This is a genomic window from Agrobacterium vitis (genome assembly GCF_013337045.2).
Taxonomy (GTDB): Bacteria; Pseudomonadota; Alphaproteobacteria; order Rhizobiales; family Rhizobiaceae; genus Allorhizobium; species Allorhizobium vitis_B.
Genome location: NZ_CP118261.1, coordinates 470,253 through 495,894 on the forward strand (window position 1 = coordinate 470,253; position 25,642 = coordinate 495,894).

A 25,642-nucleotide genomic window follows, 5' to 3' on the forward strand; every position below is an offset into this window, starting at 1 on the left:
GATGGGACGCCAAGACACGCCACCGATACAACAACCAACCCCGTACGGCGGAAAACTGAAGTCACTGTTTTACTCCTTTGGCACTTACGTCGCTTGGCATCACGCCGCCGGAGGCATTCGGGGTCCATCCGCCGCCCATCGCCTTGTACAGAGTGATCCAATCGCGCACGGCATCCCGTTGATTTTCCACAAGGGTCAGTTCGGCAGCCTGCAATTCGCGACGTGCATCCTCGCGATCGAGCACACTTGCTCCGCCCGCCTTCCAATTTGTGTCTATCGCTTTGAAATACGTGCGGTAGTTCTTTGCCGCGACAACAGCGTCACCAATCTGACGCTCGGTGCTATTGACATTCACCATCGCGGTTTCCACCGCATTGATGGCGCTCAGGACACCTGACTTGTAACTGGCAACTGCCGCCTTGTAGGCCGCTTCCTTGTATTTGACGGTCGCGCGAAGCGATCCCCCGTCAAAAATCGGGATCGAAACCGACGGCCCAAAGGACCACGGCAAGCTCGTGCCGGTCGATGTCGAATGGCTCGCCGTCAGGGTCCCGCTGAGAGAAAAGCTCGGATAAAGATCGGCTTTGGCCGTCCCGATATCCGCGAGCGAGGCGGCCACTTCTTTTTCCAACGCATTCACATCCGGTCTTTGCCGGATAACGTTGGCCGGTATTGCATCAACTGAAAGCTTTGCGGGGCGCGGTATTCGTGACGAGCTTTTCTTGAGGATATCCCGCACCTTGCCTTCATCGACGGCAACAAGTTCGGTAATCGACTTGATCAGAACTTCGCAGTCCGCTTCCTGCGACTTCAGGGAAGACGATGTGCTCGCAGCACTTGCCCTGATCAGGGCAAGATCAGAGGTCGATTTCAGCCCGGATGCGGCAGAGGCCTCCGTCGCTTTGACCGTATCGCGTTGAGAAACAAGCTCGGCCGCGTAAATGCCCTGCAATTGCCGACATGCCCTGTATTGCACGTAGTCATCGGCCACCTCAGCCGCAAGCGTGACACGCGCATCATACCAATCCGCCGTTTCCTCGGCGACGCGCTGGCGGGCAGCCTCGACGGTGTTGCGTGTCTTGCCGAAGAAATCGAGCTCCCAGGATGCATCCAGCTCTCCGGTGCCCGTGGTGGAGGGTGACACGCGGTTGGCTCTCGATCCTCGCGTTCCAGAACGGTCATCGGATCCAGAACCCGTCAGGGATGGGAAATAGTCCGCCTTTGATGAGGCCATCGTGGCGCGGGCTTCTTCGATCTCGGCGACTGCGGATTCGAGGGTCGGGCTGTTGGCTTCGGCGGTGCGCAATAGCTCTGAGAGAGCAGGATCGTCAAAGCTGCTCCACCAATCGACAAGCTGAGCGGTACTGCCTGAATGTGGCAACGTCGCATGCCACCGGCTTGCCAATTTGGAAATGTCCACATTGGACTGGGTAGCCGCCACGCAGGCCGACAACGGTACGACAATCAGGCTTAGCCACCATCTGCCATGCCGTCGTCTATTGTCCGTTTGAAGTGCATTGTCATGTGCTGGCGTCATCAGATCCGGCCCTGGTTTCCCAATCGTCCGGACCGATCTTTAAAGATGTGAATGTTAAGTGCCGTCAGGGATGTGTAAAATTGGGTAAAATAACACTTGCTAACCGTGCGCCCGGTTTATCCTGTCCTTTATAAGTTCAATGGCAGACCAGATCGATGACCAATGTACTCTTGATTGACGACGATACGGAGTTGACCACGATTCTGAGTGAGTACCTGACGGAAGAAGGCTTCACGGTATTTTCAGCGATCAATGGCAAGCAGGGACTGGCCGAGATCGCAGCCCGCAAGATCGATATGGTCGTGCTTGATATTATGATGCCGCAAATGAACGGAATTGATGTTCTGCAACGGATACGCCGTGTCAGCGAGGTCCCCGTCCTCATGCTCACAGCCCGTGGCGATGACGTAGACCGCATTTCCGGCCTCAATCTGGGTGCCGATGATTATGTGGCGAAACCCTGCTCATCCGGTGAGCTTGTTGCCCGGCTGCGCGCCATCCTCAGACGCATTGGACCAGACAAGGATGTCGAGACAGAGCAATTACGATCCGGCGATCTGGTTTTGAACCCGGCCAACAGAACTGCGGAATGGCGAGGCCTGCCGTTTGAACTCACAGGCACGGAATTCATCCTGCTTGAAGTCCTGGTGCGCAATGCGGGACAGCTGCTGTCAAGGCAGTTTATCTCAAAGCAGGCATTTGGCCGTCCGCTCGTCGCCTTTGATCGGCGTATCGATGTCCACATCAGCAGCGTGCGGCAGAAACTGGGCCGACGGGAGGACGGGCAATCCTGGATCCAGTCCGTTCGCGGACAAGGCTATCAACTCATCCAGGATGTTTGATGACAAGGCTCTTCCGCAGGTTCTTCATTTTCGTCTGGCTGGCGATGACTGTATCCATCATGGGTATCGTTTCTCTGGATAGGGTCTTCCATCTGTTTCCGCTGAAAAGCCAAAGGCAGCAAGAACGCATCTCGCTTGCGGTTCAAACCATGGGGGAGGTTCTCGAGCAAAGAGGCTTGGTCGAGGCCGGTAAGCTTGCAGAGGTTTGGGCCAGTCTCGCAAATCCGGTGGTCGTTAACATTTCGCCTGTTGCGAACATTCAATGCGCAATGGGAACCGGAAACGACGAGGCCTTAAGTATCTACCGCCATCACGACGGCGCTTGTTTTCGCCTTTCCAGTCAACTCAAACACTATAATTTCATTGAGGAGGCACTTCCCGACTCTCTACCCTGGATCGCCACAGTTATTGCCAGTACGTTATCGGCCCTTTGGATCACACGCTATCTGGTCGGTCCTGTGGCCAAACTCAGAAACGGGCTCAGTGCCTTGGCGAAAGGCGATTTTCACACCAGAATCGGCGGCAATTTCGGAAAAGGCCAGGATGAAATCACGGCGCTGGCTATGGATTTCGATGTGACAGCCGCACGTTTGCAGGAATTGCAGGAAGCGCAACAGCGGCTCTTTCATGATGTCTCCCATGAACTCCGCTCGCCACTCTCGAGATTACAGGCCGTTTTGGGCGTGCTGGACAAGAATCCGAGGCGCGTCGATATGATCGCCTCGCGTATGGGGCGGGAAGTCATGCGGCTTGACGCCCTTGTCGACGAGATCCTAACGTTGGCCCGCATAAGCTCGCCCCAACATGCACCGCCAGAACGCCAGACCATTGATCTCATTGATCTGATAATCCGGATTGTCGAAGATGCCTGCTTTGAAGGGCAGGACCGCGGAATCAATGTGACCTATGCCGGATGTGACAGCTTTATCGCAACATTGAACGGAGAACTCATCTACCGGGCGATAGAGAACGTTGTTCGAAATGCGGTCAAGTTTACAACTAACAATTCGACCGTTACCGTGACGGCGCAGGCATTTCAGGATGTCTTGTCGATCAGTGTCTCTGACAATGGCCCCGGCGTTCCCGCTTGCGATCTAGACAGGATTTTCCTGCCATTCTCCCGATCCGAAATGGGCGAGACCGCGAAGGGTCACGGGCTTGGCCTTGCCATTACGCGCAAAGCCCTGGAACTACATCATGGCAGCGCCGTCGCCAGCCTTACGCCAGAAGGTCACCTTTTGATGACGCTGAAAGTGCCAGCTTCACCTGGCTCAAAATAGGGCGGCACGTCAGCAGGGATATCGAACTGTGAACTGCGCTAATATTGACAGATACGATTAGAACATTTAGTGAACGTCATATGAAAAAGTCACTCAAAGAACGCCTCGCCATCCTCTCGGATGCCGCAAAATACGATGCGTCTTGCGCCTCCAGCGGAACGACAAAGCGGAACGCAGCAGCCGCGGGCGGGCTGGGATCGACGGAGGGCTCCGGGATCTGCCACGCCTATGCGCCGGACGGGCGATGCATCTCTCTCCTTAAAATCCTGATGACGAATTTCTGTATTTACGACTGTGCGTATTGTATCAACCGATCGTCCAGCAATGTTGAGCGGGCGCGGTTTTCGGTCGAGGAGGTCATCTGGCTGACGCTCGAATTCTATCGCCGCAATTACATCGAGGGTCTCTTTCTGTCCTCTGGCATCATCCGCTCTTCCGATTACACAATGGAGGAGATGGTCCGCATCGCTCGCGAATTGCGCACGACACATAATTTCCATGGCTACATTCATCTCAAATCTATTCCCGAGGCGTCCGCGCAACTGATTGAGGAGGCCGGGCTCTACGCTGATCGCCTTTCGATCAATATCGAATTGCCTACCGATGCCGGCATCGGCAAATTCGCCCCGGAAAAGCGGCCCGACAACATTCGCCAGTCGATGGGCAATTTGCGCTTGAAGATCGAAGAAATGGCCGACCCGACCCTACAGACCAAACGGCGAAAGAGGTTCGCACCCGCCGGGCAGAGCACACAGATGATCGTCGGCGCCGACGCTGCCGACGATGCGACCATCCTTGGCACCAGTGCAAGGCTCTATGGGAGCTACGGCTTGAAGCGTGTCTACTATTCCGCCTTCAGCCCGATCCCGGATTCGTCAAAAAACCTTCCGCTGATCAAGCCGCCGCTGATGCGGGAGCATCGATTGTATCAGGCAGACTGGCTTTACCGTTTCTACGGGTTCGACATCGCAGAGATCACGGCGGCACGGCCAGACGGCATGCTCGATCTCGACCTCGATCCGAAACTGGCCTGGGCGCTTGGTCATCGCGATCGATTTCCTGTCGACATCAATCTCGCCGACAAGGAAGCGCTTCTGCGTGTGCCTGGCTTCGGCACAAAGACCGTTACATCCATTCTCTCAACACGGCGGTTCAAGCGGCTGCGGCTCGAGGATATCGGGCGTCTCAGCGTGTCACTCAAAAAAGTCCAGCCGTTCATCATTGCTGAGGGCTGGACGCCGCATCGCTTGATCGATCGCGCCGACTTGCGGGCGATGTTCATGCCAAAGCCGGAGCAATTATCGTTATTATGACTGAAACCTGCTTTCTCGAAGGTCGCGGTGATCTGTCTGAATGGCGCGAGGCCGCGCGACGGTGCCTACAGGCCGGGATCGAACCAAAAGCTATCGACTGGCGGCTTATCGGTGATGAACAGGGGCTGTTTGGTGCTGATGCAAGCCAATCCAAAGAAAGCAGCACGCCAAGCCCGGCAGAACACACAGGTGGAATGGCGCATATGTCCGTCCCGGCAGCCTTCCTTCAGCTTGGAGAAGCCGTTGTGTGTCATTCCGATCCCGGCCGCTTCGCCTTGCTGTATCGCCTTCTCTTTCGGTTGAGGCAGGAAAGGCACCTTCTTGAGGTGAAGACGGATGCCGATGTGGCGCTGGCGTACCGGATGCAGAAATCGGTGGGGCGCGATTATCATAAGATGACGGCCTTCTTGCGCTTCAAGGAAGTGCCATTGCCTGTTGGTGTTGCAGGCCGACGGCGCTTTGTCGCCTGGTTTGAGCCTGACCACTTTATCATCGCGCGCGTCGCGCCGTTTTTCCAACGTCGGTTCAATGACATGGATTGGATTATCCTGACGCCCCACGGGTCCGCGTCATGGGATGGCCAGACACTTATGACCTCGACAGACCCGGCGATAAAGCCCGATATACGCGATCAAACCGACGATCTCTGGCGCATATATTATGCATCCATCTTCAATCCCGCCCGCTTGAAGGTGAAGATGATGATGACGGAGATGCCGAAGAAATATTGGAAGAACCTGCCGGAGGCAGAGCTTATTCCTAGCTTGATCGCCGGGGCGGAAGCCAAGCTGATCGATATGGCCCGTCGACAAGCCAGTGAGCCGCTGCCTTTTCATCATCGCCTCCAGGAGGCTGCCGCGCGTGTGCCGGCAGCGCCAGCGGCCGAAGCGGACACGATAGACGCGCTACGCCAGGAAGCGCGACGCTGCAATCGATGTGATCTCTCCTGCCGGGCAACACAGACCGTGTTCGGCGAAGGGCCTGTCGATGCAATGATCATGATCGTTGGAGAGCAGCCGGGGGACCAGGAGGATCTCGCAGGCAGGCCGTTCGTCGGACCGGCGGGCCGAGTGTTCGACGAGGCTCTGGCGCAGGCCGGCCTGGACCGGCGTATGCTCTACGTCACCAACGCGGTGAAGCACTTCAAGTATGAACCACGGGGAAAGCGCCGTATCCATCAACGCCCGAATATCGCAGAGGTGCAGCAATGCAGGTGGTGGCTCACCCAAGAGATCGATATGGTGAAACCGAAGCTGATTGTCGCCATGGGCGCAATTGCGCTGTTTTCGCTCACCGATCGAAAGGACCGGTTGGAGGATGTCCGCAGCCGGCCAATTGTCATGGACGAAACGCGACATCTATTCGTCACCGTTCATCCGTCCTACCTGCTTCGTATTCCAGACGAGATCAAGAGAAACGAAGAACTCGCGCGCTTTCGAGACGACATAAGCCAGATCGGTAGACTTGTTGCGTAAGGAGAAAAGCTGGCGATTTGTCCATGCTTTGGCAAAGCGCGACCTCGATGCCTCCGGCGGGAAGCGGCGACTGCGGTCTTTAAGTGACGGGTGGGTGAAGCGGGCGCCTTGTTCTAGCAGAGTTGTGTAACAGATGCCTTAGTCAGCCGAAACCGAACAACGTTACTACGCCCATCCATGGCAGCATAACTTAAATCAAACAGTCTCCAGCAAAGCCGGAGCAGTTTACAGGCAGCCAGACAGCTTCGCTGGGCGGGGTTGGTTTGCAGATCATTCGAGACTAGGGCGAGCGTTTCAATCGGGACGGCCCAGACGGTCTGAGAGCCGGAAAGGCCAAGGGCCGTGAGCCGTGGGCTGAACGACAAGCAGCGCAAGGTGCTTGTCGCTGCGGTCGAGAAAGGTCCCGTTCCTTATCTCGGCGGTGTGGTACGTTGGAGGCTGGTTGGTCTGGTGCAATGGCTTTGGCAGGAGCATCGCATTTCACTGAGCCGCCAGCAGCTTGGGCGTGAACTGAATGCGATGAGCTATAGCAAACTCACCGCTTGCCCCAACCATCACGCGTAAGACCCTCAAACCATTGAGAATTTTTAAAAAAACTTCCCGGCCGCAGTAGCAGAGATCGCCGCCTGGGCCGCACGAGGAACGCGACCTTCAGCGCCTCGCGATCAACCCACCAGATCGGCCTACATCTTCGGTGCTATCGGTCCGGGACTTGGCAAGGCGGCAACTCTGATCATGCCTTGGTGCTATACCTATGCCATGACACAGCATCTGGCCGAAATCGCTCGTCATATTGCCGACGATGCACACGCCATTCTCATCATGGATCAGGCAGGATGGCATATGTCCAACAATCTCGTCGTGCCAGGAAACATAACGATCTAGCCGTGATTGCTCGACGGGAGAAAGCAATGTTTATACATTTTATGGCTGAATAATGGTGGTGCCTCTCACCCGCCCCGATCCGATCTTGCAGCTGGGATCAGCCGCTGAGACCGGGGCTGGCCGTGGTGCCGGATTGGATCCGCCGGACATTTCTACTTTGCGAACTGGCGCACATTCAACCTTGACGCCACAGACCGCTGCCGGAAAAAACATAATGCTGCTGATAAAAACCGAGGCGCCAGATGACGACCTTTGCGACTATCAATGATCCAATCACCGGCCTTCTGGAGGCTTTCAAATCCCACGATGTGGTTGCGCTTTGCGACGGCGGGCACGGTTGTGAGCAGGCATATGCGTTGAGACGTGCGCTCATCCGCGACCCAGGGTTTTCCGCCCTCGTGAACGACATAGTGGTGGAGAGCGGTAACTCTCTCTACCAAAGCATCATGGACCGTTTTATTTCAGGAGAAGATATCCCTGATAGAGAAATCTGCAAAGCTTGGCAGAATACGACGCAACCCCACGATGTGTGGGATTGCCCCGTCTTTGAGGGACTATTTCGAGACGTTCGCGATTTGAATGCAACGCTGCCCAAAGAGCGGCAGATTCGTGTTTTGTTGGGTGACCCGCCAATAGATTGGTCTAGGGTCAACAGCGCCGCTGAACTCCAAGAAACATGGAATACACTTGAAGACCGTGACAGCTGTGCGGCACGAATTATTCAAAGTGAAGTGCTGGCGAAGCAGCGCCGCGCTTTAGTCATCTACGGCGGTATGCACCTTCTACGCAAGAGACTCTTCTGGCAATCGGAAGAGGGACAGGCCATGGAATTAGAGTCCATCCCGCTACAAAATTCAATCGTGTCGTTGCTTGAGGCACAAGGAGCCAATGTCTATTCTGTCTGGACGCCCGTGTTTGTCGATCTAACGACTTTGCAGTCCGATATGTGCTCATGGCACACACCGAGTCTTGTTCCCATTCGAGGCACTCCGCTGGGAGAGGCAAGCTTTCGATCATATTACCCGCACGCTATGTTGACCAAGCAACGCGATGCGATTGTAAAGATTCATGTCGATCCCGAGCGCTCTCCTTTAATGGAGGAGCAGTTCGACGCTATCCTTTACCTCGGACCGCCATCGGATTTAAGTTGGAGTGAAGTCTCTCCCGCGTTAGCCGCTGATCCGGAATATATCAAGATGCGGTCAGAGAGATGTGCATGGGTCGGCATGCCTCTCTGATTGTCAACGGCGAAACGAACCAGCCCCTCCCCGCTGCGTTTAAGGGCGCGGGCATAGTGCTCGGCACCCTGCCGGAAAACGGAATCCCGATTGGCACCCTTTTGGCGCCGCAGGATCTGCGTATTTTCAAGCGGCACGGCAGCCGGCACAGGCCGGCCTTCACCGGCTTGCCATCTGCGGGCAACATCATCGATGCGAGGAATGTGTCATGGCGACGGTTGCGGCTGGCATTGGCACCAGCTTTGTGGCGACCCCATTGGGTCAAAAGCGGGAAGCTGGGTCCCCTGCTACCTGTCTTTGCAGTAGAGCGAGATAACATCACGGCACTCTGGCCTGTAAGCCGTCGCGCCAGCTCCGCGGTCACTATGAAGGAGCGGATACCCCTCGCTTTCAGGACTTGGCTTAATCCATTGGCTGACTGGAATGAGTGAGGGCGCGACGATGGGAAGCACACTTGAATTCATAAATCTTCGTGCTTGCGCAGCAGACGTTTGGTGCATAAATTAGCGTAATGTCTGATCATTCGTCTCAACGATTGTCGCCGTCAAATATCCCAATGGATGCGCTAAGCGAAGTTCTACAGGACTTTCGTTTGAGTGGAGTAAACTATGGGCGCTGCGAACTGCGGCATCCGTGGAGCATCGCTCTGCCGCACCAACAGCTGCTTCGTTTCCATTTTATCAGCCAAGGTCCATGCTGGATTCATACCGAAGCCCAGGGATGGCAGGAATTGCACGATGGGGATCTGGTCCTACTGCCGCAAGGTATCGCACATCGATTGGCCAGCGCGCCGGATGTTGAAGGCGACTCGCTCAAAAGCTGTCAGATAAAAAGGTTGAGCAGCAAGGTTTGCGAATTGGTGCGGGAAGGAACGGGGGCGACCAGCACGCTTTTTTGCGGCTCCATGGCGCTGAGCGCCTATGCCCTTGATCCTTTGATCGCCCTGATGCCGCCAATCATCAAGGGCTGCGATGTCGCTGGCAATGACCCGATCATTGGCCCTCTGCTGACGGCTATGACGACAGAGGCTTCACAACCCCAGATGGGCAGCGCAACGATCCTGACGCGTATGGCTGACTTGCTCGTCGCGCGGCTTATCCGCTGTTGGGTCAATTGCAGCGGAGCGGCAACCACCGGCTGGCTCGCCGCCATCCGCGACCCCCATCTTGGTCGTGTGTTGGCAGCCATGCACCGCGATCCCGGCCATAACTGGACGCTTGAAAGCCTTGCCGGTGTGGCAGGCCAGTCGCGCTCGATCTTTGCCGAACGCTTCAGTGCTGTTTTAGGGGAAGGCGCGGCACGCTATCTCGCTCGCCTGCGCATGCAGCTTGCCCGTGAGTTGTTGGGGCAAGGTGGCATGTCGGTTGCCGAGGTTGCATCTCGCCTGGGCTATGAATCCGAAGCGTCGTTCGCGCGCGCTTTCAAACGCATTACCACGGTCTCACCCGGCGTTGTGCGCCGCACAGTTTCCGGACGAACGGACATGGTTTTCGGATTTTAAGCTACATATAATCCCAAATCTTTCGTCTATGAAGTGCTTCCGGATTCAGGAGATACGTCAATGACGGACAGAACATCACAATTTAACAGCGCGGATATAGACCTCGATACCGCTGAGCCGGTCGCGTGGAGCTCTGCCACCTGGCTCGCCGTCCTTTCGATGGCGGCCACCAGTTTTGCGCTGGTCTCGGCTGAGTTCCTGCCGGCAGGCCTGCTGACGCCAATGGCTCGTGATCTTGGGATCAGTGAGGGAACAGCCGGGCAGGTTGTGACTGCCACCGCTTTCGTGGGCGCCATCACGGCCCTGTTGAGCAATGTCCTGATCGGCAGATTAAACCGCAAGACAGTGCTGGTCGGCCTCAGTGCGTTGGCAATCGGCTCCAATATTCTTGCGGCGGTGGCGACGGATTTTTGGCTATTGATGCTCGGTCGAGCAGGCCTCGGCATTGCCCTCAGCGGCTTCTGGGCACTTTCGGTTGCCGTCGTCTCCAGGTTGGTTGGGACCAACGCAACAGGACGGGGCATGGCGATCGTTACGCTCGGCGTTTCACTCGCGACGATCGCGGCGCCATCGATAGGCGCTTTGATCAGTGACTGGTTGGGCTGGCGCAGCGCCATGTCTATGACTGCGGGGCTAGCTGCACTTGCCATGCTGCTGCAGATAATCTGCTTGCCAACATTGCCTTCAAGCACAAGCAACAGTCTCTCTGATGTATTCCGGCTGACGCGGCGGCGTGGGGTTCAACTTGGAATGTTGGCCATCCTTTTGCTGATGACGGGGCATTTTGCCGGCTCGGTTTATGTGCGCCCTTTCCTGGAACAGGTGACGCTGCTTGAAACTGGCCCGATTGCCCTGGCACTTCTCGGATTTGGCGTCGCGTCGGTAATCGGTAACGTTGCGGGTGGCCGGATGGCTGACGCCAGTATTCATATGGCACTCGCTGTCACCGCCGTGTTGATGGCGTCTGCAGCGCTCGCCTTGGTGCTTTGGGGTAGCTATGTCGGCGTTGCCTTCAGCCTTGTTACGCTTTGGGGCTTTGCCTTCGGCATGGCACCCGTGGTGCTGCCGACCAACCTGTCACGCAGTGCACCTGACGCCCTGGAGGCAGCGGGCAGCCTGATGGTCGTCTCTTTCCAGGTCGCGATCACGATTGGCGCGGTTGTCGGCGGTTATGTCGTCGATCATTATGGCGCTGCGGGACCCTTGACCCTGACCGCCGCCCTGGCCGCGTTGACGGTCGCCTTGGCACTGACGCAACCGCGCACCTGATCTTCGCTTCGGGTCAGCCACCTTTGCCACTTTGAGCCTCAATGTGAACATCAACAACCTGTTGAGGCTCCACAACGAGAGCAGCGGAGCTGCTGCCTTATGGGGGCAGTCGTCAAAACGGCAGACAGCATGAACGTCAAGATATCCGAGCAACTGCGATAATCGTCAGATGGCTGAATCCGGGCAGTCGGTCAGTTCAGAGGTAAGGGTTGATTTCCGCCTCCACCTTTGCTTGTCCAGCGAATAACGGCGGCACCTCAATGAAGGTATTCTGTGATATTCCCGTGTCGATAATCTCAAAAACCGCCTTGAGCATGCCGTCCACATCCTGACGCACCATTTCGATGTCGCCACCCAAAAGCGCCACAAAGGGATCCCAGTCGAAACAGCCCATTGCTGGTAGCCGCTCCGCGACATAGCCGGAGGTCTTGAGCCACTGCATGACGCCTTCAAGAGAGATGGTGGAGTTTACAAACATTCCGCCTGGAATTTCGCCTTCAACCATCGCCAGTGTTTGTAAAGCTTTTTCCGCTTTTTCAGGGGCGTATCCGCAAGCCAGTATGTGGCGTTCATCGATCGGAACGCCCATATCCTGATGGGCTGCCCGAAAACCGCGCACCCGCTCCAAGGTGTTGTGATCAGTGGCGCGCCCGCCAACAAACAGCAACGGTGCGGCCTTGCCGGTTTTTCTGTGACAATTTTTTAGAATACGACGGGTCAATTCCCGCGCCCCTGCAAAATTATCCGAAATAACCGAAGGTGCTGCCGTTCCCGGCAGGTCGAGATTAATGCTGCGCGCCCCGGCAGACGTGCATATTTCGGTGATCCGGTCAGGGTTGGTCGCTCCGGTCGAAACCAGCCATTCCACTTGATAGGACAGCAGAGTGCGTGCAGCCTCCACTTCAAGCTCTGGGTCACGTCGCGTGCAGGTGATGATCGGGAAAAGGCCCCTCGCCCGCGCCATATCCTCGAAGGTTTCGACGATCGAGCCAAAATAACGGTTGTCATACTTAGGGACGATCATGCCGATGATCTGTGATTTTTCCCGGCGCAACAGACTGGCCTGCATGTTGAGCGCGTAGCCTTGCTCTTCAGCAATCCGTCTGATTTTTTCCGCCAATTGCGTGCTGATCCGGCGCTTCTTCCAATTGCCGTTCAAAACAGCACTCACAGCACTGGCCGATGTGCCAGCAAGCTCGGCCAGATCGTAGATCGTGGTCTTCTTGGCGGTTTTTTTCTGATTCACAAGCGCCTCCCGTTGAAACCCAACTTGACATCAAAGTCAGAAGATGGCAATTCTTGCGTCATCGATTGAGCAGTGTTGCTCAATCGATGAAGTTGGTTGGCTTTGGAGGGTTGACCGGGAGGCACTCAAGCAATTCAGGATTGTTGTCGCATCATCGTGCGCTCGTTGAGTCGTGATCACTGTCTTCTGTTGCATGCGTCTCTCACTGCTGGTTTTGGGTTCTAGAGGAGGAAGCTATGAAATTTCATTCCATGATGATGGTGTCGGTTGCTGCCGCTGCCATGTTTGCAGGCTCTGCCTTGGCGCAAGAGAAGGCAACCGTTGCGTTTCTGATGCCGGATCAGGCATCGACACGCTATGAAAACCACGATTATCCGGGCTTCAAGGCCGAGATGGCCAAGCTGTGCGCCGGATGCACGGTGATTTATCAAAACGCCAATGGCGATACCGCGCTTCAGCAGCAGCAATTCAACTCGGTGATTGCGCAAGGCGCAAAGGTGATTGTACTGGACCCGGTGGATTCGTCTGCTGCCGCAGCACTGGTCGAATTGGCGCAGTCGCAGGATGTGAAGGTCATTGCCTATGATCGTCCGATTCCAAAGAAAGCGGCGGATTATTATGTGTCCTTCGATAATGCTGGTATTGGCGAGGCCATTGCCAAGTCTTTGGTGCAGCACCTGAAGGCCAAGGGCGTGCCACAGGGTGCGGGTATTCTTGAAATCAACGGCTCGCCCACCGATGCCGCCGCTGGCCTGATCCGCGATGGTGTTCATAAAGGCCTGAAGGATTCAGGTTACAAGACGCTGGCCGAATTTGATACGCCAGAATGGGCGCCGCCAAAAGCGCAGGAATGGGCCGCTGGCCAAATCACCCGCTTTGGCGCAGACATCAAGGGCGTTGTTGCCGCCAATGACGGCACGGGCGGCGGTGCGATTGCAGCGTTTAAGGCGGCTGGTGTTAATCCGGTTCCACCTGTTACGGGCAATGATGCGACCATCGCAGCGCTTCAGCTGATCATTTCCGGCGACCAGTACAACACGATTTCCAAGCCATCGGAAATTGTTGCGGCGGCGGCTGCTAAAGTCACCGTCCAGTTTCTGAAGGGTGAAAAGCCGGAAGCCAAGACGACGCTTTATGACACCCCCTCGCAGCTGTTCATTCCGGCTGTGGTGACGGCAGAAAACATCAAGGCTGAAATCTTTGATAAGAAGATTCAGACGCCTGCCGAAGTCTGCACGGGTGAATATGCCGCTGGCTGCAAAAAGCTGGGCATCACCCAGTAATTGTTCTGATCTGTGTTCGGTCCGGCACTGCCGGATCGGACATGCCCCGAACCTGAAAAGAGCGTTTCGCCATGGTGCAAAATGACCAAGCGGCCCCGAAAACGGGTGGCCCTATTCTGAAATTGCGCAATATTTCGAAGAATTTTGGTGCTGTCTCGGCGCTTACGGATATTGATCTGGAAGTCTGGCCCGGCGAAGTGGTTGCCCTTGTGGGTGATAACGGCGCTGGCAAATCCACCTTGATCAAGGTGCTGGCAGGCGTGCATCAGCCAACCTCCGGCACCATTGAATTTTGCGGCGAAAACGTCTCGCTCGATAGCCCCAGCCGTGCGCTGGAACTGGGCATTGCCACGGTGTTTCAAGACCTCGCCCTATGCGAAAATCTGGATGTGGTGGCCAATCTTTTCCTTGGTCACGAGCTTGCGCCATGGAACCTCGATGAAGTGGCCATGGAAGTGCGTGCTTGGACGCTTTTGAAGGAGCTGGCAGCGCGGATTCCCTCCGTTCGAGAGCCGATTGCCTCGCTATCAGGTGGTCAACGCCAGACGGTTGCCATTGCAAGATCACTACTTCTGGACCCGAAAATCATCATGCTGGATGAGCCAACGGCGGCCCTTGGTGTTGCCCAGACAGCCGAAGTTTTGAACCTGATTGAGCGGGTGCGCGAACGCGGACTGGGCGTCATCATCATCAGCCACAATATGGAAGATGTGCGCGCCGTGGCCGATCGCATTGTGGTGCTGCGCCTGGGCAAGAACAACGGCGTCTTTACCCCTGACGCATCCAATCAGGAGCTGGTTGCCTCCATCACCGGGGCCACGGAAAATTCCGTGTCGCGCCGCCTGACCCGCAAGACAAATAGCCAAGAAACCAGCGCCCCAGACACGAGGGGGAGACCCGCATGAGCAACAATATGTCGAACCCTGAAACCAAGTCCTCCCAAGCCTTGGACCGCAGCGATGAACGCGTCACCCACGATGATGGTGTGCTGGGCATGTTGCGCAGTTTTATCAATCGGATCAAATCGGGCGATCTGGGCATGTTGCCAGTCGCCATTGGTCTGATTGTGATTTCCACCGTGTTCAGCATTCTCAACCCGATTTTTCTGGCCCCGAACAATCTGGTCAATCTGCTTTTTGATTGCGCAACCGTTGGTATCATTTCGCTGGGCATTGTTTGTGTGTTGTTGTTGGGTGAGATTGACCTCTCGGTTGGTTCCATGAGTGGTCTGGCCTCGGCCATCATTGGTGTCTTGTGGGTCAATTCCGGCCTTCCGGTGATTGTTGCCGTGTTTGCGGCTCTGGTCACCGGGGCGGCGGTGGGTGCGCTTTATGCGGTGCTGTATAACCGCATGGGCATGCCAAGCTTTGTCGCCACGCTGTCTGGCCTGCTGGCCTTGCTGGGCATGCAGCTCTACATTCTCGGCCCAACGGGCAGTATCAATTTGCCCTATGCCTCACCTTTGGTGCGTTTTGGCCAAATTCTGGTGATGCCGCATTGGCTGTCCTTCACGCTGGCTTTGGTGCCCGGTGTTGTGATGATTGTGTTTGGGCTGGCTGTTCGCAAGCGCCGCCAAGCGGTCAACCTGTCCTCAAAACCCTTGAGTGGGTTGTTGATCAAGGCCGCCATCCTCACGCTGGGCTTTGAATTTGCCGTCTACTATCTCAACCTCGGACGCGGCGTGCCTTGGATGTTTGCGCTATTTGTGGCGCTGGTGGTGGTGGTCAATTACCTCCTGACCAAGACACAATGGGGCCGCTCGATGTTTGCCGTAGGTGGCAATCGTGAAGCCGCCCGCCGGGCGGGCATCAATGTTCGCCGCATCTATATGAGCGCGTTTATGCTGTGCTCAACCCTTGCAGCCCTTGGCGGCGTACTGTCGGCATCGCGTCTTGCATCGTCCAGCCAGCAGGCAGGCACGGGTGATGTGAACTTGAACGCCATTGCCGCCGCCGTGATTGGTGGCACCAGCCTGTTTGGCGGGCGTGGCAGTGCCTATTCGGCGCTGCTTGGCATCATCGTCATTCAGGCGATTTCCAATGGTTTGACGCTCCTCAACCTCAGCTCATCGCTGCGTTACATGATCACCGGGGCCGTGCTTGCCATTGCCGTGATTGTGGATTCGCTTGCGCGCCGCTCCCGTGTCAGTCACGGCCGCGCCTAACAAGATTTACAAGGAGAATTGTATCATGACAGATATCATGAAAGGCAAAGTCGCCGCCATCACCGGCGCTGCATCGGGCATTGGTCTCGCTTGCGCCAAAATTCTGCTGGCGGAAGGCGCAACGGTGGTGTTGATCGACCGCGCCAAGGACAAACTGGATGCGCTTTGCGCAGAACTCGGTGAGCGTGCCAAGCCGCTGGTGGTGGATCTTTTGAATGGGCCAGAGGTTTCCGCCATGCTGCCGCGCATTCTGGAGGTCGCAGGTGGTCTCGATATTTTCCACGCCAACGCCGGAGCCTATATTGGCGGTGCCGTGGCAGAAGGCGACCCAGATGCTTGGGATCGGATGTTGAACCTCAATATCAACGCGGCCTTTCGCTCGGTGCATGCGGTTTTGCCGCATCTGATTGCGCAAAAATCCGGCGATATCCTGTTTACCAGCTCGATTGCAGGCGTGGTGCCTGTGGTGTGGGAGCCGATTTACACGGCCTCGAAATTTGCCGTTCAGGCCTTTGTGCATTCCACCCGCAGACAGGTTTCGCAACACGGGGTGCGTGTGGGCGCGGTGTTGCCCGGTCCAGTCGTCACTGCATTGCTCGATGATTGGCCAAAGGCCAAGATGGATGAAGCACTGGCCAATGGCAGCCTGATGCAGCCGCAGGAAGTGGCAGAGGCTGTGCTCTTCATGCTGTCGCGACCACGCAATGTCACCATCCGTGATCTGGTGATTGTGCCCAACAGCGTCGATCTTTAATCGGCGCCAACCTCATCATTGTCCCATCTATATTTGAAGAGCATTTGCCATGACCGAAGCAACTGACACCGTCGCGACCGGGCTTGAACGCTATATTATCGGCGTCGACGTCGGCACAGGCAGCGCCCGTGCCGGCCTGTTTGATCTGAGCGGTACGCTTGTGGCCGTTGCCAAACGCGATATTGCGCTGTTTCGCGAGGCCGGGGCAATTGCCGAGCAGTCCAGCACAGATATCTGGGATGCCGTCTGCACGGTTGTCCGGCAGGTTGCCGAAGGTGTGGACGATCCAGCTCATGTCATCGGCCTCGGCTTTGATGCCACGTGCTCGCTGGTGGTGCTGGGTGAAGGTGGAAAGCCATTGCCAGTGGGTTCGTCAGAGCTTGCGGAGCGGGACATCATCGTCTGGATGGATCAACGAGCCGTGACGCAAGCGGAGAAAATCAACGCCATCGGCCATGATGTGCTGCGCTATGTCGGTGGTAAGATTTCACCAGAGATGGAAACGCCCAAGATTCTCTGGTTGAAGGAAAATCGTCCCGAGACCTTCAAAAGTGCTTGGCAGTTTTTTGATCTTGCCGATTTTCTCACCTGGAAGGCAACGGGCGAGCTTGCCCGCTCCACCTGTACCGTGACCTGCAAATGGACCTATCTGGCCCATGAGCAGAGATGGGACGCCAGCTATTTCCATGCGATTGGGCTGGGAGAACTGGCGGACGAGGGCTTCAGCCGCATTGGCCAGCGCATTGTCGAACCCGGAACGCCGCTTGGGCAGGGTCTGACAGAAACCGCCGCTATCGCCATGGGCCTAACAACTGGCACGGCGGTGGCCGCAGGCATGATTGATGCCCACGCGGGCGGCATTGGTACAGTGGGCATTGGCAGCGGCCCTAAAGACAATATGGCCTATGTGTTTGGCACCTCCTCCTGCACCATGACCTCAACTGTTGAACCCGTGTTTGTACCCGGCGTCTGGGGGCCCTATTACTCGGCCATGGTGCCGGGCATGTGGTTGAATGAGGGCGGACAGAGTGCCGCCGGTGCGGCGATTGATCAATTGCTGGCCTTTCACCCGGCAGCACCAGAGACAGCCACAAAGGCGCGTGAACAGGGTGTTGCTCTGCCGGTTCTGTTGGCGCAGGCGGCAGCGGCCAAGGTCAGCACCCTGCCCGATGTCGTGCATTTGGCGAAAGGTTTGCACATCGTGCCGGAATTCCTCGGCAACCGCGCGCCGTTTGCCGATCCCCACGCACGCGCCATCATTGCCGGTCTGGGTATGGACCGGGATTTTGATAGTCTGGTTGCGCTCTATATCGCTGGCCTGTGCGGCATTGGTTATGGTCTGCGTCAAATCATTGAGACACAGGCCGCGTCGGGCGCGTTTATTGAGCGCGTTGTGATCAGCGGTGGCGCTGGCGAGAGTGATCTGGTGCGGCAAGTATTGGCCGATGCCTGTGGTAAGCCCGTGTTGGCACCGGCCATGGCGGAACCGGTTTTGCTGGGATCGGCGATTTTGGGTGCCGTGGCGGGAAAGGCCTTTTCAGGCGTTAGCCAGGCAATGGAAGCCTTGAGCGGCGTAACAAAGACCTATCATCCACAGGGCGGGGCGTTGGCCAATATCCACAGCCAAAGATATAGCCATTTTACAACGCTACAACACCAGGGTAGAGCGCTACGCGATGTGTAGGCGCATTGAATATCCTTGGGATTCTCTGACACCTGGACAAAACGACGAGCAGACAATCCGATCAAAATGCTGGCCTATTGAAATGCTGGTCAGCTTTGAAGTTGTAGGGTGTATCGCGTATGTCGCCGCTCTCCGGTGCGGGTGAATGCCCCGATCTCGACAAGGTGCTGGAGGTCACGCGTTGCCGTCGCACGTGATGTGGCTGTGATTGAAATGTAATTTTCTGCGCTCAACCCGCCTTTAAAACCAGCGATACCCTCTCGAAAAATACGGGCGATGACTTTTTCCTGGCGCTCATTAAACCGGTCCCGAAACCGATCATAGAATTTTGCCTTTTGAATGAAAAAGGCAATACGATCAATCGTCGCCTGTTGGGCCTTCAGGACCGTCTGCGAAAAATAGAGAAGCCATCCGTTGATATCGAGTTTTCGCTGATGGCTCTCAAGTTCGCAGTAATAGGCCTTTCGGTCACGCTCAATTGTAAAGGCAAGTGAAATCAGGCTTGGTTGCCCAATGTTCTGCGCTAGTGATTTTTCAGCAAGCGCACGTCCAATTCTACCGTTGCCGTCCTCAAAGGGATGGATGCTTTCGAAATAGAGGTGTCCGATGGCTGCGCGGGTCAGCGCAGATAATGGAGTTGCCCCGCCTGGACCCGACCGATTGAACCAGTCGATGAAAAGCGTCATTTCCGCAGCCACTTGGCGAGATGGCGGTGCCTCAAAGTGGATTATAGGCTTGTCCAGGCGACCTGAGACGATCTGCATTGCATCAGTGTGGCGACGGTAGGCGCCAATTGTTTCGATATATCGGTTTCCCGCCATCAGCATCGAGTGCCACTGGAAAAGGTCCTCATGCTGGAGCGGGCCGGACCAGTTTTTATAGACGTCAGCCATCATCTCTGCGATCCCGCGCTCTTGCGGTCGGACCGGACGATTGTCTGTGTTGAGACCAAATTGTCGGCGCAGCGATGACTGGACGCTTGCTCGATCAAGGAACTCACCTTCGATCTCTGACGTTTTGATGGCTTCGTCGCTCAGCAACTCAATCCGCAATTGGTTACTGTCGTCGTCACTGAAATGCCTGACAGCACCAATCACCTCACCGGATGACTGGAGAAACCTTTGCTCCAACAGGGCCATGTTCTCAATGTCATAGGAGAAGTTTGGCCAATCGGGCCGTTGCCAGTTCCATTGCATGAGTTATAGCCGCCTTTTCTATAACTCAAAATTATGCCCATTGATGAGCTATTGCAAGTCGTTCTATCGATCATCCGGATTTGAAATCTGCTGTGGGTCCTTTATCAAACACCGCTTTCATTACCGCTCGCCTCCGACATGAGGTCGATAGAATGGAATTCAAGCATTTCAAACCATGATCGTTCCTAACTTAGTCGGAACGTAGACCCTTTTAGTCTCTCTTTCGTAGCTTTGTCCGACGATCAAGAATGAGATGATCGACTTTCTCGGAGGGCACATGATCTGGATCGCTCTCAGCGGCCTCTTTCAGAAGTCGCGTCAGGCGCTTTAGCTCCTTTTCGTCCAGATGTTCGATGCCCATAAACCGGTTTTCGGCTGCACTGGTCAGGATTAACTCGTCAAGTTTTGCCTGAACGGCCTTGCCGTCTCGGTTCTGAGAGTTTTGCAGGACGAAGACCATCAGGAATGTGATGATTGTCGTTCCGGTATTGACCACGAGTTGCCAGGTTTCTGAAAAGCCGAAGAGCGGACCGCTGACCGCCCAGAGGATAATCCCGGCAACCGCGATGACGAATGTTGCTGGCTTGCCGGTAAGGTCAGCGATCATGCCGGAAAATTTTGAAAAAAGACTGGTTTTCTCGGACATGGTATTCCTCCAGATGGAATAAGCCTACCAATAATCCTTCGATGGCATGGAAGTTCCGGGGACCTGTCTTTTCGCTCAAGCGGAAGGCCTATCGCTTCATCAGATAATGTTCTTGAGCATCCGATTCTGGTTCATCAACTCTGCCATCATCAAATGAGGAAAATCGCGAAGGTTTGTAAATCCGATAAAAAATTTGCCATTCAATCCTTGAGGATTCCACTGAACGCTTTTGTCATTATAGCAAGGAAAATACCTAGTAGACCTTGGCTTCGCCGGCACCTTTGGAGGGCTGAGCCGCGTTAAAATCTGCCAGAAGCTTGCTCGTGGCATTGGCAAACAAGGTTACATCGTTGCCAATGGCGACAAAACTGGCCCCAAGATCGACATAGCGTCGTGCAAGGGCGAGATCACCGATCAGGATGCCAGCGGCTTTGCCATGGGACTGGATTTTCAAAAGTGCCTTCTCGACCTCGGCCTGCACCTCTGGCGCACCCGGTTTGCCGAGATAACCCATATCCGCAGCAAGATCTGCCGGGCCGATAAACACACCATCGACACCATCGACTGCGGCAATAGCATCAAGTGCGGCAAGACCCGCCCGGCTCTCAATTTGCAAAAGCAGACAGATTTCTTCGTTTGCAGTTTGAAGATAATCAGGAATGCGATTGAAGCGCGATGCCCGCGCCAAAGCTGCACCGACCCCCCGCACACCATGGGGCGGGTAACGGACGGCCTTCACCATGGTTTCGGCCTGTTCCTTGCTCTCGACCATGGGGATCAGCAGAGTCTGCGCACCGATGTCGAGCATTTGCTTGACCATCCATGTTTCACCAATCGGCGGACGGATCACCGCGTGGCTGGATGAGCCTTTCATCGCCTGCAATTGCGCCATCAGCAGCGGCACGTCATTGGGTGCGTGCTCTCCATCCAGCAGCAACCAATCATAGCCGGCATCGGCCGAAATCTCGACCGTATAAGGGTTGGCAAGCGCCTGCCAAAAGCCGATCTGGGTGCGCTTATCCTTGAGGGCCTGCTTGAAGGTGTTTTTAGGTGCGGGCATGGAATCCGTCTCTGTTATTCGAAATAGAGGCTCACGGTACCATAAGGTCCGAAATCACCGACGATAGTATCGCCATGTCGTGCCTCAACAGGGCGAATGAATGAACCTGCCAGAACCACCTGCCCGGCCTCGATTCCATCCCCATATTGGGCCAGACGATTGGCAAGCCAGGCAATGCCCCGCGCGGGCTGATTCAAGACGCCAGCACCCAGGCCGGTTTCCTCAACCTCTGCATTGCGCGATACGATCGCCCCCATCCACCGCATGTCAAGCTGATCGGGACGCACGGCCCGCCCACCTGTCACAATGCCCGCATTGGCAGCATTGTCAGAAATGGTGTCAAAAACAGTGCGAGTCTTCTTCGTCTCCGGGTCAACCCGCAGGATGCGCGTATCGAGAATTTCCAGCGCAGGCGTCACATAATCCGTGGCGTTCAGCACGTCGAACACGGTCACATCAGGACCTTTCAGAGGTGCTTTCATCACAAAAGCAATTTCCGCCTCAATCCGCGGCTGGATGAAGCGGTCTTTGGGCACCGTTGCGCCATCCTCAAACACCATATCGTCAAACAGCACGCCGGAATCAGGGATGTTGATGTTAAGCGCGTATTGCATGGCTTTGGAGGTGAGGCCAATCTTCCAGCCAATCACCTTTCGCCCGCTGGCGATTTTCCGCTTCACCCATGCGCCTTGAATGGCGTAGGCGTCATCCATCACCATATCCGGGTGATTCAAGGACAAAAGCCCTGTCTGCACACGGGTTTTTTCGGCCTCATCAAGGCTTAGGGCTGCGGCTTCAATTTGATCTCGTGTCAGCATCCTAGAGCTCCTCATCAGCAATGGTGTTGCGCAACAGGCCAATGCCCTCGGCTTCCACCTCCACCACATCACCCGGCTTCAACCAGATGGGTGGATCAAAACGGGCCCCCGCCCCGGTCGGCGTGCCGCAGACAATCACGTCGCCGGGAACCAGCGTGGTGAAGGTCGAGATGTAATTGATGATCTTGGCGAACGAAAAGATCATCCGGCTGGTGCGGTCGCTCTGGCGCACTTCACCATTCACGCGGGTTTCCAGCTTGATGTCCGCCAATTGGCTTTCATCGGTAAACGGCACAAGCCATGGTCCGATGGAGCCGGAGGCATCGAAATTCTTGCCCTGGGTGACGTTAAACTTGGCGTGGCGCACCCAGTCACGCAATGTGCCTTCATTGCAAAGTGTGAGCGCCGCAATGTGCGACAGGGCATCCGCTTCGGCAATGCGACGACCGCCCTTGCCGATAACGATGGTGACTTCACCTTCATAATCCAGCTGGTGGCTTTCCGGCGGGCGGATCAGCGGCTGGTCATGGCCGATGAACGAGCGCGGAAAGCGGATGAACAGCGACGGATTGGTCGGAGCCGCCTGCCCATCCTTATATTCCTCATTGCGATCAGGGAAGTTCACGCCAACGCAGATCAGCTTTTCCGGGGTGGCAATCGGAATATCGTAAGTGATGTCACTCACCGGAAAATCAGGCTTCTGACCGGATACGGCATCCAGCAGTTCCTGAAACGCATTGGCCACGACCACGTCCTTGAGGGTCGGGTAGCGCGAGCCGAAACGCGAGGAAAGATCAATCACACCATCGTCAACAATCAGGCCATACGCCTGTCGCTGCCCGGCGGTGAAGCTGGCGAATTTAGGATGCTGGGTCATGATTGAACTCCCATTATGCAATGCCGCCAAGGCAGACATATTTAATTTCAATAAAATCATCGATCCCGTATCTGGACCCTTCACGGCCCAGGCCGGAGGATTTGACACCGCCGAACGGTGCTTCGGCAGTCGAGATCAGGCCGGTATTGACGCCAACCATGCCATATTCCAGCGCTTCAGCCACCCGGAAGACCCTGGCGAGATCCTTGGCAAAGAAATAGGAGGCCAGACCGAATTCGGTGTCATTGGCCTTGGCAATCACATCGGCTTCATCGTGAAAGCGAAACAACGGCGCGACCGGTCCAAAGGTTTCTTCAGTGGCAATCGCCATGGCCTGAGTGACATTGGTGAGCACGGTCGCCTCATAAAACGTGCCACCCAAAGCATGTGGCTTACCGCCTTGAAGGATCGTGGCCCCCTTGGAAACAGCATCCGCGACGTGTTCGCTAACCTTTTTCAAGGCCGCTTCATCGATCAACGGTCCAAGTATGACGCCTTCGTCGAAACCATTGCCGGTCTTGAGTTTGGCGACCGCCTTGCCAAGCTTTTCAGCAAAGGTATCATAAACACCATCTTGAACATACAGCCGATTGGCGCAGACGCATGTCTGGCCATTGTTGCGGAATTTGGCAATCAAAGCCCCTTCAACGGCGGCATCGAGATCGGCATCGTCAAACACGATGAAAGGTGCATTGCCACCCAGTTCAAGGCCAAGCTTTTTGATCGTCGGGGCCGATTGACGATAAAGCTCCGCGCCAACCTCTGTGGAACCCGTAAACGTCAATTTGCGTACGACAGGATTTGCGGTCATTTCCGCGCCGATGTCGCGGGCAGAACCGGTGATAACACTGAAAATGCCAGCGGGCAGGCCTGCCCGTTCGCCCAGCACCGCAAGAGCAATAGCTGAAAAGGGCGTCTGGGCTGCGGGCTTGAGCACCATGGCGCAACCGGCCGCAAAAGCTGGCCCGGCCTTGCGGGTGATCATGGCATTGGGGAAATTCCATGGGGTGATGGCAGCCACAACGCCGATGGGTTGCTTCATCACCAGAATGCGCTTGTCTTTCTGGTGGCCGGGAATGATATCGCCATAAACGCGGCGGGCTTCCTCGGCAAACCACTCGATAAAACTTGCACCATAGGCAATTTCGCCCTTGGCTTCCGGAAATGGCTTGCCCTGCTCCAGCGTGAGGATGCGGCCAAGATCGTCCTGATTGGCCATCATCAACTCGAACCATTTTCGCAGAATGACGGCGCGTTCCTTAGCGGTGCGCGCCGCCCAATCCTTCTGTGCAACGTCTGCTGCCGCGATCGCTTTTCTTGTCTCCGCCGCCCCAAGTTTCGGCACATGGCCGATGACTTCGCCCGTCGCCGGATTGGTCACTTTGATGGCATTGGCAGGATCGGCTTCAATCCACTCACCACCCACCAGTGCCGCTTGTCGAAACAGCGTCGGGTCTTTCAATTGCATAGGATTTACCCTCTCGTTGCTCTTCTCGCCGAAAGGGAACGCGCTGTTTCCAGCGGGTGCGTTCCCTCCTCGTCAGACCGCGCTCAGGGCGCGATGATAGGCTGTGCCTTGAGGTCGGAGTCGCGCATGTCTGTGCCAGAAAACACGCTGCCATGCTCAAACCAGGACCGTGGTGCAGGCGCACCCCACAGGGTCTGGCGCTGCGGGTCCTTCAAATCCCATTTGATCGGCTCCAGATCAGGGTCAACCGTCTGGTAATCGGAGCAATAGATCTCGATGCGATGGCCATCCGGGTCGAGAATATACAGGAAGAAGGCATTGGAAATGCCATGACGGCCCGGGCCGCGCTCGATATTGCTGATCCAGCCGGTGGTCGCCATCAGGTCCAGCAGATCGATGATGTTGAGCGGGGTCGGCACCCAGAAGGCAGTGTGATGCAAACGTGGCCCTGTGCCATTGGTAAAGGCGATATCATGCACGCCACCTTTGCGGTGGGTCCACGCCGCCCAGAGACGACCGGTTTCTTCATCAGCGGTATATTCTGTGACGCGGAAACCAATCTCGTTGTAGAAGGCAACAGACTCATCGACATTGGATGAGAAGCAGTTGAAGTGATCGATGCGCAGCGGCTTGACGCCCCGGTAAAGGGCATATTGCTGGTGGATCGGCGGCAAACGGTCCATCCGGGCGTAAAATTCCAGCGGAATCCCATGGGGATCACGGGTGCGGAAGGTGCGGGCCTGATAGGGCCGCTCGACCCATTCCACCGGCAGGCCCTTGCCCGTGAAGAAATGCGCCGCCTTGTCCAGTTCCTCTTCATCGTACACCTTGAAGCCAAGGTCACGTGCTTCGGAAACCTCCGATTTGCGCAACACGATGCAGTGGTGCCCGCGCTCTTCCATTGCCCGCAGATAGATCACCTCGGATGTTTCATCCGTCACTTGCAGGCCGAGCGTATCGACATAAAACGCGCGGGATTTAGCCAGGTCCTTGACGCCAAATTCAACATGGCTCAAACGCACAATGTTGAAGGGTGGGTAAAGATTGGGTGTGGGTAATGCCATGGTATTCTCCTCCGTCCATCTGTTGTTTAAAACAGACACTCA

The 25,642-nt window shown here is 55.9% G+C and carries 24 protein-coding genes; 14 read left to right on the forward strand and 10 right to left on the reverse strand.

All coding sequences use genetic code 11. From position 1 onward, the window contains the following. Nucleotides 1–61: 61 nt before the first annotated feature. The gene (locus tag G6L01_RS25100; protein ID WP_060716951.1) at nt 62–1,537 is read right to left on the reverse strand and encodes an efflux transporter outer membrane subunit; all 1,476 of its coding nucleotides are present in this window, start codon (nt 1,535–1,537) and stop codon (nt 62–64) included. 155 nt (nt 1,538–1,692) lie between these two features. Between G6L01_RS25100 and G6L01_RS25105 the strand changes: the two genes are divergently transcribed. From G6L01_RS25105 to G6L01_RS25135, 7 genes are all read left to right on the forward strand, one after another. Then, nucleotides 1,693–2,379, forward strand: a complete 687-nt coding sequence (locus G6L01_RS25105; protein WP_060716952.1) for a response regulator transcription factor — start codon at nt 1,693–1,695, stop codon at nt 2,377–2,379. Then, nucleotides 2,379–3,659: an ATP-binding protein gene (locus tag G6L01_RS25110; protein WP_060716953.1), complete on the forward strand. Its 1,281-nt coding sequence runs from the start codon at nt 2,379–2,381 to the stop codon at nt 3,657–3,659. Before G6L01_RS25105 ends, G6L01_RS25110 begins: the two co-directional genes overlap by 1 nt. A gap of 80 nt (nt 3,660–3,739) precedes the next feature. Next, nucleotides 3,740–4,972: a putative DNA modification/repair radical SAM protein gene (locus G6L01_RS25115; protein ID WP_060716954.1), complete on the forward strand. Its 1,233-nt coding sequence runs from the start codon at nt 3,740–3,742 to the stop codon at nt 4,970–4,972. Beyond that, complete coding sequence (locus tag G6L01_RS25120) at nt 4,969–6,447, forward strand: UdgX family uracil-DNA binding protein (RefSeq protein WP_060716955.1); 1,479 nt, start codon at nt 4,969–4,971, stop codon at nt 6,445–6,447. Before G6L01_RS25115 ends, G6L01_RS25120 begins: the two co-directional genes overlap by 4 nt. A 342-nt stretch (nt 6,448–6,789) precedes the next feature. After that, complete coding sequence (locus G6L01_RS25125) at nt 6,790–7,011, forward strand: winged helix-turn-helix domain-containing protein (protein WP_060716956.1); 222 nt, start codon at nt 6,790–6,792, stop codon at nt 7,009–7,011. A gap of 171 nt (nt 7,012–7,182) precedes the next feature. After that, complete coding sequence (locus G6L01_RS25130; RefSeq protein ID WP_156591179.1) at nt 7,183–7,332, forward strand: hypothetical protein; 150 nt, start codon at nt 7,183–7,185, stop codon at nt 7,330–7,332. Between the two features lie 242 nt (nt 7,333–7,574). After that, on the forward strand, nt 7,575–8,570 hold the full coding sequence (locus tag G6L01_RS25135; protein WP_070166112.1) for a TraB/GumN family protein: 996 nt from the start codon (nt 7,575–7,577) through the stop codon (nt 8,568–8,570). Here G6L01_RS25135 and G6L01_RS25140 read toward each other — a convergent pair. Then, on the reverse strand, nt 8,453–8,719 hold the full coding sequence (locus tag G6L01_RS25140; protein WP_139190179.1) for a DUF6118 family protein: 267 nt from the start codon (nt 8,717–8,719) through the stop codon (nt 8,453–8,455). The genes G6L01_RS25135 and G6L01_RS25140 overlap by 118 nt on opposite strands. Before the next feature lie 362 nt (nt 8,720–9,081). Here G6L01_RS25140 and G6L01_RS25145 point away from each other — a divergent pair, with 362 nt between their 5' ends. Both G6L01_RS25145 and G6L01_RS25150 read left to right on the forward strand, forming a co-directional pair. Further along, the gene (locus G6L01_RS25145; protein WP_060716959.1) at nt 9,082–10,071 is read left to right on the forward strand and encodes an AraC family transcriptional regulator; all 990 of its coding nucleotides are present in this window, start codon (nt 9,082–9,084) and stop codon (nt 10,069–10,071) included. A gap of 60 nt (nt 10,072–10,131) precedes the next feature. Then, entirely contained in the window at nt 10,132–11,340 is a 1,209-nt protein-coding gene (locus tag G6L01_RS25150; RefSeq protein WP_060716960.1) for an MFS transporter, read from the forward strand. Nucleotides 11,341–11,536: 196 nt separating this feature from the next. On the opposite strand, the gene G6L01_RS25155 is transcribed toward G6L01_RS25150, so the two are convergent. After that, entirely contained in the window at nt 11,537–12,586 is a 1,050-nt protein-coding gene (locus tag G6L01_RS25155; protein ID WP_070166116.1) for a LacI family DNA-binding transcriptional regulator, read from the reverse strand. A 236-nt stretch (nt 12,587–12,822) separates the two neighbouring features. Here G6L01_RS25155 and G6L01_RS25160 point away from each other — a divergent pair, with 236 nt between their 5' ends. The 5 genes from G6L01_RS25160 to G6L01_RS25180 all read left to right on the forward strand — a co-directional run bounded on the left by G6L01_RS25160 (nt 12,823) and on the right by G6L01_RS25180 (nt 18,471). Then, the gene (locus tag G6L01_RS25160) at nt 12,823–13,869 is read left to right on the forward strand and encodes an ABC transporter substrate-binding protein (protein ID WP_060716962.1); all 1,047 of its coding nucleotides are present in this window, start codon (nt 12,823–12,825) and stop codon (nt 13,867–13,869) included. Nucleotides 13,870–13,940: 71 nt separating this feature from the next. Next, on the forward strand, nt 13,941–14,774 hold the full coding sequence (locus tag G6L01_RS25165; protein ID WP_015918479.1) for an ATP-binding cassette domain-containing protein: 834 nt from the start codon (nt 13,941–13,943) through the stop codon (nt 14,772–14,774). Continuing rightward, a complete protein-coding gene (locus G6L01_RS25170; protein WP_060716963.1) occupies nt 14,771–16,033 on the forward strand; it encodes a sugar ABC transporter permease in 1,263 nt (420 codons plus the stop codon). The genes G6L01_RS25165 and G6L01_RS25170 overlap by 4 nt, the downstream gene beginning before the upstream one ends. A 25-nt stretch (nt 16,034–16,058) precedes the next feature. Then, entirely contained in the window at nt 16,059–16,787 is a 729-nt protein-coding gene (locus G6L01_RS25175; RefSeq protein ID WP_060716964.1) for an SDR family oxidoreductase, read from the forward strand. A gap of 49 nt (nt 16,788–16,836) precedes the next feature. Then, entirely contained in the window at nt 16,837–18,471 is a 1,635-nt protein-coding gene (locus G6L01_RS25180; protein ID WP_070166118.1) for an FGGY-family carbohydrate kinase, read from the forward strand. 89 nt (nt 18,472–18,560) lie between these two features. On the opposite strand, the gene G6L01_RS25185 is transcribed toward G6L01_RS25180, so the two are convergent. The 7 genes from G6L01_RS25185 to hpaD all read right to left on the reverse strand — a co-directional run bounded on the left by G6L01_RS25185 (nt 18,561) and on the right by hpaD (nt 25,600). Beyond that, on the reverse strand, nt 18,561–19,667 hold the full coding sequence (locus G6L01_RS25185; RefSeq protein ID WP_070166120.1) for a Fic family protein: 1,107 nt from the start codon (nt 19,665–19,667) through the stop codon (nt 18,561–18,563). Between the two features lie 211 nt (nt 19,668–19,878). Beyond that, nucleotides 19,879–20,313 carry a low affinity iron permease family protein gene (locus G6L01_RS25190; RefSeq protein ID WP_060716966.1) on the reverse strand — a complete coding sequence of 145 codons (435 nt, stop codon included), beginning with the start codon at nt 20,311–20,313 and terminating at the stop codon, nt 19,879–19,881. Between the two features lie 253 nt (nt 20,314–20,566). Continuing rightward, nucleotides 20,567–21,373 (reverse strand): 4-hydroxy-2-oxoheptanedioate aldolase, encoded by an 807-nt coding sequence (hpaI, locus tag G6L01_RS25195; protein ID WP_060716967.1) that lies wholly within the window; start codon nt 21,371–21,373, stop codon nt 20,567–20,569. 14 nt (nt 21,374–21,387) lie between these two features. Next, entirely contained in the window at nt 21,388–22,191 is an 804-nt protein-coding gene (gene hpaH, locus G6L01_RS25200; RefSeq protein WP_060716968.1) for a 2-oxo-hept-4-ene-1,7-dioate hydratase, read from the reverse strand. A gap of 1 nt (nt 22,192) precedes the next feature. Continuing rightward, nucleotides 22,193–23,068, reverse strand: coding sequence for a fumarylacetoacetate hydrolase family protein (locus G6L01_RS25205; RefSeq protein WP_060716983.1), 876 nt, complete (start codon nt 23,066–23,068; stop codon nt 22,193–22,195). Between the two features lie 13 nt (nt 23,069–23,081). Next, nucleotides 23,082–24,536: an NADP-dependent succinate-semialdehyde dehydrogenase gene (gene gabD, locus G6L01_RS25210; RefSeq protein ID WP_060716969.1), complete on the reverse strand. Its 1,455-nt coding sequence runs from the start codon at nt 24,534–24,536 to the stop codon at nt 23,082–23,084. Between the two features lie 83 nt (nt 24,537–24,619). Then, nucleotides 24,620–25,600: a 3,4-dihydroxyphenylacetate 2,3-dioxygenase gene (gene hpaD / locus G6L01_RS25215; protein ID WP_060716970.1), complete on the reverse strand. Its 981-nt coding sequence runs from the start codon at nt 25,598–25,600 to the stop codon at nt 24,620–24,622. Nucleotides 25,601–25,642 lie beyond the last annotated feature (42 nt).

Excerpts from the sequence above, each read along its gene's own strand:
- hpaH (WP_060716968.1), bottom strand. The coding sequence starts at position 22,191 with ATGCTGACACGAGATCAAATTGAAGCCGCAGCCCTAAGCCTTGATGAG.
- G6L01_RS25185 (WP_070166120.1), bottom strand. The coding sequence starts at position 19,667 with ATGCAATGGAACTGGCAACGGCCCGATTGGCCAAACTTCTCCTATGAC.
- G6L01_RS25180 (WP_070166118.1), top strand. The coding sequence starts at position 16,837 with ATGACCGAAGCAACTGACACCGTCGCGACCGGGCTTGAACGCTATATT.
- G6L01_RS25170 (WP_060716963.1), top strand. The coding sequence starts at position 14,771 with ATGAGCAACAATATGTCGAACCCTGAAACCAAGTCCTCCCAAGCCTTG.
- G6L01_RS25145 (WP_060716959.1), top strand. The coding sequence starts at position 9,082 with ATGTCTGATCATTCGTCTCAACGATTGTCGCCGTCAAATATCCCAATG.
- G6L01_RS25130 (WP_156591179.1), top strand. The coding sequence starts at position 7,183 with ATGCCTTGGTGCTATACCTATGCCATGACACAGCATCTGGCCGAAATC.
- G6L01_RS25160 (WP_060716962.1), top strand. The coding sequence starts at position 12,823 with ATGAAATTTCATTCCATGATGATGGTGTCGGTTGCTGCCGCTGCCATG.
- gabD (WP_060716969.1), bottom strand. The coding sequence starts at position 24,536 with ATGCAATTGAAAGACCCGACGCTGTTTCGACAAGCGGCACTGGTGGGT.
- G6L01_RS25150 (WP_060716960.1), top strand. The coding sequence starts at position 10,132 with ATGACGGACAGAACATCACAATTTAACAGCGCGGATATAGACCTCGAT.
- G6L01_RS25135 (WP_070166112.1), top strand. The coding sequence starts at position 7,575 with ATGACGACCTTTGCGACTATCAATGATCCAATCACCGGCCTTCTGGAG.
- G6L01_RS25105 (WP_060716952.1), top strand. The coding sequence starts at position 1,693 with ATGACCAATGTACTCTTGATTGACGACGATACGGAGTTGACCACGATT.
- G6L01_RS25205 (WP_060716983.1), bottom strand. The coding sequence starts at position 23,068 with ATGACCCAGCATCCTAAATTCGCCAGCTTCACCGCCGGGCAGCGACAG.
- G6L01_RS25110 (WP_060716953.1), top strand. The coding sequence starts at position 2,379 with ATGACAAGGCTCTTCCGCAGGTTCTTCATTTTCGTCTGGCTGGCGATG.
- G6L01_RS25115 (WP_060716954.1), top strand. The coding sequence starts at position 3,740 with ATGAAAAAGTCACTCAAAGAACGCCTCGCCATCCTCTCGGATGCCGCA.
- G6L01_RS25120 (WP_060716955.1), top strand. The coding sequence starts at position 4,969 with ATGACTGAAACCTGCTTTCTCGAAGGTCGCGGTGATCTGTCTGAATGG.
- G6L01_RS25175 (WP_060716964.1), top strand. The coding sequence starts at position 16,059 with ATGACAGATATCATGAAAGGCAAAGTCGCCGCCATCACCGGCGCTGCA.
- hpaI (WP_060716967.1), bottom strand. The coding sequence starts at position 21,373 with ATGCCCGCACCTAAAAACACCTTCAAGCAGGCCCTCAAGGATAAGCGC.
- hpaD (WP_060716970.1), bottom strand. The coding sequence starts at position 25,600 with ATGGCATTACCCACACCCAATCTTTACCCACCCTTCAACATTGTGCGT.
- G6L01_RS25100 (WP_060716951.1), bottom strand. The coding sequence starts at position 1,537 with ATGACGCCAGCACATGACAATGCACTTCAAACGGACAATAGACGACGG.
- G6L01_RS25165 (WP_015918479.1), top strand. The coding sequence starts at position 13,941 with ATGGTGCAAAATGACCAAGCGGCCCCGAAAACGGGTGGCCCTATTCTG.
- G6L01_RS25190 (WP_060716966.1), bottom strand. The coding sequence starts at position 20,313 with ATGTCCGAGAAAACCAGTCTTTTTTCAAAATTTTCCGGCATGATCGCT.